The organism is Streptomyces sp. NPDC002446 (assembly GCF_053595675.1).
Genome location: NZ_JBSFYC010000026.1, coordinates 92,454 through 99,026 on the forward strand (window position 1 = coordinate 92,454; position 6,573 = coordinate 99,026).

The window sequence follows — 6,573 nt, forward strand, 5'->3', positions numbered from 1 at the left end:
CTCAGGGCACCTCCTCACCCTCCGCCGTGCCGGCCCCCCGCGCCGTGCCGATCCGTTCGCCCGGCTGCAGGCTGATCTCGCTCCACACCTGCTTGCCGCCGCTCAGCGGCACCGAGCCCCAGGACGCCGACATCGCCGAGACGAGCAGCAGCCCGCGGCCTCCGGTGGACTCCCAGTCGACGCTCACCGGCTTGACCGGCGCCCGCGGTGAGGCGTCGTTCACGGCGATCCGCAGCCGGTCGGCGGCGAGCGTCAGATCCAGCTGCACCTCGCCCTGCGTGTGCGCGATGGCGTTGGTGACCAGCTCGGACACCACCAGCAGCGCCACGTCCAGCTCCTCCGTCACGCCCCACGCGCGCAGTGTGCGCCCGGTGAAGCGGCGGGCGTGCATGACGGCGTCGGGCAGCCGCCACACCGCCCAGCGGGCCCGGGTCGGGCGGACCCGCATCCCGTCGTAGCGCAGAACCAGCACCGCCACATCGTCGTCGCGCCGCTTCGCACTGCCGAGCAGGGCGTCGGCGAGCCGCCCGGTATCGGCCGGATCGGCGGCACCGAGTACGTCACGTGCGCGGCGGATGCCGTCCTCCAGGGTGAGGCTGGACGACTCGGCCAGCCCGTCCGTGAGCAGGACCAGCACGGTGCCGGGTGCCAGCCCGACCTCGGTCAGCGGAAACTCCGCATCCTCGGCGACGCCCAGCGGCGGCCCGCCCTCGACCGACATGGCCTCGGTGCTGCCGTCGGGGTACCGCAGCAACGGCGGCAGATGCCCGGCCCGCACGAACCAGGCGATGCCCTCCTCCATGTCCAGGTCCACATAGCAGCAGGTGGCGAAGAGATCGGTCTCCATGCCGAGGAGCAGGCGGTTGGCATGGGAGATCACCACGTCGGACGGATGGCCCTCCACCGCGTAGGCCCGGATGGCCGTGCGCATCTGACCCATGATCGTCGCGGCCCCCGCGCTGTGCCCCTCCACATCGCCGATGATGAGCGCCACATGGCCGTCGGAGAGCGGAATGACGTCATACCAGTCGCCGCCGACCTCCAGTCCCATCGTGGCGGGCAGATAGCGGACCGCGGCCTCCCCGCCGGCCAGCTTCGGCAGCTTGCGGGGCAGCAGACTGCGCTGGAGCATCGTCGCGAGCTCATGCCCGGCGTCCAGCGCATGGGCGCGCACCAGGGCCTGCCCCACCAGACCCGCGGTCGCGGTCAGCAGCGAGCGCTCCTCCGGTCCGAAGTGGTGCTCCGCGTCCCACCCGACCAGACACACCCCCACGATGCGGCCGTCGGCCGGCAGCGGCAGTACGGCCAGACCGCCCGGCCCGATACCCGCCAGCCCCGGTTCGAGGGCCGCCCCCGGGGGCCACAGGGCGACATGGCCGGCCCGCAGCACGCCCTCCAGCGTGGGCAGCGACTGGCACGACGCGTCCGGCCACTCGGTGCGCCACTCCGCCTGCCAGGACGCGGGCCAGGAGTCGGGTTGCGGCGGGTCGAGGGCGGTGACCACCAGCCGGTCGGCCTCCAGCTCGGCGACCGCCACCCGGCTGGCGGCGAGCGGCGCACGCAGGGCGGCGATCACCGCCCGGCTGACGTCCCGCAGGGTCGTCGCCCCGGCCAGCGTCGTCGACAGCCGCTGCACGATGGAGACCTCGTCGGCACTCGGGCGCAGATACGAGGCGTCCGCGACCACTCCGAGCATCCGCTCCGGCACCCCGTCGCTGCCGGTCAGCACCCGGCAGCGCAGACTCAGCCAGCGCAGTTCACCGTTGGGCCGGCGGATCCGGAACGACAGCTGCTGACCGGCGACCGGCACCCCGCCGGGCTCCACGATCGACATCAGGGCCGGGATGTCGTCCGGCGCGGTGCGCTCCAGCAGCGTCTCCACCCGCCGGTCGAACTCCGGCGGGTCGATCCCGAACAGCTCCAGCACCTGGGCGTCCGCCTCCATCCGCCCGGTGTGCAGCACCAGCGTGAAGGCACCGCCCCGGAGGGTGTCCAGCCCCGGCCCCAGCAGCGAACGCCGCTCCGTCCGGGCCATCACCCGTGCCTCGACCGCCTCCAGCCCCGCGGCCACCTGGTCGGCGTGCAGCTCCAGGAGGTGGCGGCGGTCGGCGTCGAAGGCGTGTGCCGTCTGGTCGACGACGACCAGGCAGCCCAGCCGCCGGGCGTCCCCGCCCAGCGGCAGCACGCCGAGCGAGACCGCGCCGACGCTGTCCGGAGAGGCGGTGGCACCCAGCTCGCCGAGCTCGGCCGGGCTCACCCACTGCGGCAGGCCGGTGCGGAAGGCCGCGGCGACCGGGGAGTCACCGGACAGCGGGTAGCTCGTCGGCAGTGCGTAGGGGACGCCGGAGCCCCCGACCATCTCGGCCAGCTGAAGATCGCCGTCCCCTTCGGCCGGCACGTAGACGGCGGTCAGCTCAGCCCCGGAAGACCCAAGTACCCGCGCGGTCACTACCTGCACCGCCTCCGTACGTGGGAAGCCGTCGTCACAAGCCACGGTCGTCGTATCCGCCCTCGGGGCAAGGGCGTCGACCCCGCCACCGCCTCATCGGATATTCCGAAATTTACCGCCTTTTACACCCCTTTACCCCATGGTGCGGCATGTGAGGAGAGGCGAGCCAGTCGGCGGGGCGACCGCGGGGGGTTACGGTGCGTGAGCGAGGCGTCCGGTCACCCGCTGGTGCCCTCGCACTCGCTGTTGTCGCCGCCGCTGCGGCAGCCGACCTGGCCGGAGAACGTCGGCTCGGAGGGGTGTTTGCGCTGGTCCTCGCGCTGCTGGTAGACCGCCCCGCTCCACAGCACCACGGCGAGCAGCGCGGCCAGGCAGCCCTGGGCCCACGCCGTCACCGAAGCGCCCCTGCGCGCGGCGACGGCCGCGGACAGCGGCATGGTCAGGCCGACCGCACCCGCGGCCCACAGGTAACCCGTCAGGGAATCGGTGACGCCCGGCCTGCCCGGATCGAAGCTCCACCCGGACGTGAACCACTTGGCGAAGATCAAGGCCAGGACGAGCGCCTGGAGCAGCAGCAGCCCGATGGCCGCACCCACATCCGCGCCTCGGTCGACGCGACGTCTCGCTGGGGTGGTGGAGGTGTTCATGCCCGTGAGTGTCGCCAGTGGATACGGGGCGGTACATGAGTACGCGTACTCATGTGGACACGGCGGCCCGCGCGGCGAATCCGCCGCATTGACGCTCCGTCAGGAAACGGATCCGGCCCTTCCGGCCCTTCCGGTCAACCGGGGATCAGTACCGCCGCCCCGTGGACCCGGTCGGCGGCCAGGTCGGCGAGTGCCTCGGGGGCGCGGCTCAACGGGTAGGGGCTGACGGTGACCCGGATGCCGATGCGGGCGGCGGTACGGAGGAACTCCCGGCCGTCGTCGCGGGTGTTGGAGCTCACGCTGCGCAGGTTCCGCTCGTGGAAGAGGTGGCGCTGGTAGTTCAGCGCGGGCACGTCGGTGAGGTGGATCCCGGCGATGGCGAGGGTGCCCGACCGGTCCAGCGCTTCGAGGGCCACCGGCACGAGATCACCCACCGGTGCGAAGAGGATCGCCGAGTCCAGTGGCTCGGGCGGATGCTCGTAGGCGTCGCCGGCCGAGGAGGCGCCCAGGCCGAGGGCGAGTTCACGGGCCTGCGCCGACCGGGTCAGCACATGGACCCTCGCCCCTTCGGGCAGCGCGACCTGCGCGGCCAGATGCGCCGAGGCGCCGAACCCGTAGATGCCCAGCCGGCCGCCCGGCGGCAGCGCGCTGCGGCGCAGCGCCCGGTAGCCGATGATCCCGGCGCACAGCAGTGGCGCCAGCTCCGGGGCGGGCTCGGTGTCCGGGAGCGGATAGGCGTAGTCGGCCGGCACGAGGGCGGCCTCGGCGAAGCCGCCGTCGGCGTCCCAGCCGGTGTACCGGGACGCCGGGCAGAGGTTCTCCCGCCCGGCACGGCAGTACCGGCAGTCTCCGCAGGTGCCGCGCAGCCAGGCGCCGCCCGCCCGGTCGCCGACGCGGAAACCGCTGACCACCTCCCCGGTGGCGACCACCCTCCCGACGATCTCATGGCCGGGTACGGTCGCCGGGCGGCGCGGAGCCAGGTCGCCCTCCGCCAGATGCAGATCCGTACGGCACACCCCGCAGGCCTCCACCCGCAGCAGCAGCTCGTCGGGGCCCGGCTCGGGCAGGGGGCGCCGGACGGAGGCCAGCGGGCCGGAGGCGATCGGACCGGGCCGCCGGACGGCCCAGCCGCGGACGGTGTCCGTGCCGGGGGCCGAAGCGGGGTTCCCGGCCGGGTGATCGGCCATGGGTCCAGGATCGCGCCCGGCCGTGCGCGGGACAAACGGCGGCCGGCGCTACGGCCCGGCGGCCGTGGCGTCTTCGTCAGGACCGGGAGGGCCTGCGCCCGTCGGCGGAGCCGGTGCGGGCCTTCTGCACGACCGAGGTGAGCGCCTTCAGTTTCCGCAGCAGCTTCGAGCGGGGGTGGTCCCGGCCGGAGGACGCGGCGGCGGAGGCGGCACCGGACGCGGCGACTGGCGCCCCGGTCGACGGTCCGCCGGGCGACCCGCCGGGCGATCCGCCGGGCGGTCCTCCCGGCGCCGCGCCCGACGACCTGGCGGGCGGGGGCTCCGGCGTGCTCGGGCGCTGGGCCGGGGGCTTGTCGGTGTGCGGGGTGGTCGTCGTCGTGGGCTTGGCCTTGGGGGCGGTGCGCGAGGCCTCGGCGCGTACGAGCGCACCAAGGGCGGCGAAGATGTCGATGGGCATGCCGGATCTCCTGCGATGCGGAAAGCGTGAGAGCTGACGGCGGCAGGCCGCGACCGCCCCCGTCGGCCCCGTCGAGGGGCGGAAGGGAGCGCGGGTGCGGCCGGGGCGGATCAGCAGCGCAGGACGGTCACCCGCGTCGGCGAGGGGGCGGCGGCGGCCGTGATGACGGCCCAGGAAGAGGCGTCGCTCGGTGCGCCGACGCTCTCCGTCACGGCGGATTCCCGGATCGCCTTGCCACCGGGCCCGGTCGGGACGGGGTGGCGCAGATGGCAGACCGACGCCTCGCACATGCGCCGGAAGCCACTGCCCGGGCGCTTGTCGCCGTCCCCGTTCGACGCCAGCACCGGCGCCGCGGCGACGCACGGCCGCTCGGCGGGGCCGGGCACCAGGGAGGCGCCGGCGCGGGTCAGACAGCCGTGGGTCTCCAGCGCCGCTGCGTCGGAAGCGCCGGTGGTGAGCGCGGCGTGCAGCAGGGCCAGCAGCGCGAGGAACAGCAGTACGCGCCAGCCACCGGTCGCCGCGGAGCGGCCGGTGCTGACGGTGTCGCGCATGCGGGTCTCCCAACGCTCTTCCAGGAAGGGGTTCCCTGGACGACATCGGGGCACTCCGGAGAGACCGGAAAGAGGCCGCAATTCCACCCGTTTTGGCTAGTGGGCGGGCATATGGTCCTTAAACCGCACAATGCTGCGTCAGTTCGCGAGGCCTCGTCAGTTCGCCGAGGTGGCGCGGCCGAAGTAGTGCGAGAACCGCTCCAGCGGATCGCCGTCCGTGCTCCACGGCCAGGGCGTCCCGATGCCCTCAGTGGCGCGCAGCACGGTCGCCGCGTCGGTGATCCGTGCGGACTTGATCAGCGCGAAGGCCAGTGTGTTCAGATCGGCCAGCGCCGCCGCGTGGTGCAGGAACCCCGGGCGCGGCCAGTAGTGCGCCGCATGGTCGAGCGCCCGGGTGGCGTCGGGGCGGCGCCAGATCTCGCCCGCGCCGAGCGCCGTCAGGCCGCCGGGAGCAACGGCTCGCAGATGGGTACGGACGAGCGCGGTGAGCTCCAGACCGGCGACGGGGGCATCGGGCGGCATGACGGAGCGGACGCCGTCGAGCAGGTCCAGCACCATGGCGCTGGAGCCGCACTCGTCCGGCGAGAGGTAGCCCAGGGCCTGGAGGTGGGCCTCCCGGTTCCACGGGTCGCGCGCCTTGATCTCGCGCCAGATCGCCGACATCTCGCTGGACGGGCGCCGCTCCAGCCGGAGTGCGGCCAGGTACAGGGTCCAGGGCGTGGGGTCGGCGGGAAGCAGTTCGGCCGCCAGCCGGCAGGTCTCGCGGGTCTCGTCCAGACCGGCGACGGAGCCCTGCTGCTGGGCCTGGAGCAGATCCGACCAGGCGTGGAGCAGCAGGGCGCCCTGGTTGCGCGGGCTGTGCTGCCGCCAGATGCCGGGCAGCGCCCGCCCCGCGCTCCCGGCCAGCACCTGGAGGCGATGGGCCTTGCGGTCCCAGTCCTGGCCGGCGTCGTCGATCACGTTCGCCATCAGGGCCATCACGGCGGTGTCGAGCGAGCCGCGGGACCAGCAGGTCTCGACGCGTCGGCGGACCTTGCCCAGATCGAGGTCGTCGAGCTCGGGGACCAGACGGGCACGGCTGCCTTTACGGCGTCTGAAGGCGGGCATGTCCGCGGTGGCCTTCCGGGGTGGGGCGTCATCGGTTCGGGTGCGGGCGGAGCGGCCCGCGAAGGGCGGCGGCGTGCCTTGCACCGACCCCGCCCCTGTGGAGAAACAGCACAAAGGGAAAAAGCAGGGGGGGGTAAAAGTGGGGTTGGAGGTTTGTAGAGGTGTGGGGGGGGGC

At 73.9% G+C, this 6,573-nt stretch carries 6 protein-coding genes; all 6 read right to left on the minus strand.

Annotated features, from left to right (window positions below; translation table 11 throughout):
* Position 1 precedes the first annotated feature (1 nt).
* Positions 2-2,449, minus strand: coding sequence for a SpoIIE family protein phosphatase (locus ACWD6P_RS17290; RefSeq protein WP_451444947.1), 2,448 nt, complete (start codon positions 2,447-2,449; stop codon positions 2-4).
* A 218-nt stretch (positions 2,450-2,667) separates the two neighbouring features.
* On the minus strand, positions 2,668-3,096 hold the full coding sequence (locus tag ACWD6P_RS17295; RefSeq protein WP_451444940.1) for a DUF6234 family protein: 429 nt from the start codon (positions 3,094-3,096) through the stop codon (positions 2,668-2,670).
* A 134-nt stretch (positions 3,097-3,230) separates the two neighbouring features.
* Complete coding sequence (locus ACWD6P_RS17300; RefSeq protein ID WP_451444941.1) at positions 3,231-4,283, minus strand: zinc-dependent alcohol dehydrogenase family protein; 1,053 nt, start codon at positions 4,281-4,283, stop codon at positions 3,231-3,233.
* Positions 4,284-4,359: 76 nt separating this feature from the next.
* Positions 4,360-4,740 carry a hypothetical protein gene (locus tag ACWD6P_RS17305; protein WP_451444942.1) on the minus strand — a complete coding sequence of 127 codons (381 nt, stop codon included), beginning with the start codon at positions 4,738-4,740 and terminating at the stop codon, positions 4,360-4,362.
* Positions 4,741-4,850: 110 nt separating this feature from the next.
* The gene (locus ACWD6P_RS17310) at positions 4,851-5,291 is read right to left on the minus strand and encodes a hypothetical protein (RefSeq protein ID WP_451444943.1); all 441 of its coding nucleotides are present in this window, start codon (positions 5,289-5,291) and stop codon (positions 4,851-4,853) included.
* A gap of 156 nt (positions 5,292-5,447) precedes the next feature.
* Positions 5,448-6,398 carry a hypothetical protein gene (locus tag ACWD6P_RS17315; protein ID WP_451444944.1) on the minus strand — a complete coding sequence of 317 codons (951 nt, stop codon included), beginning with the start codon at positions 6,396-6,398 and terminating at the stop codon, positions 5,448-5,450.
* Between the last annotated feature and the right edge of the window lie 175 nt (positions 6,399-6,573).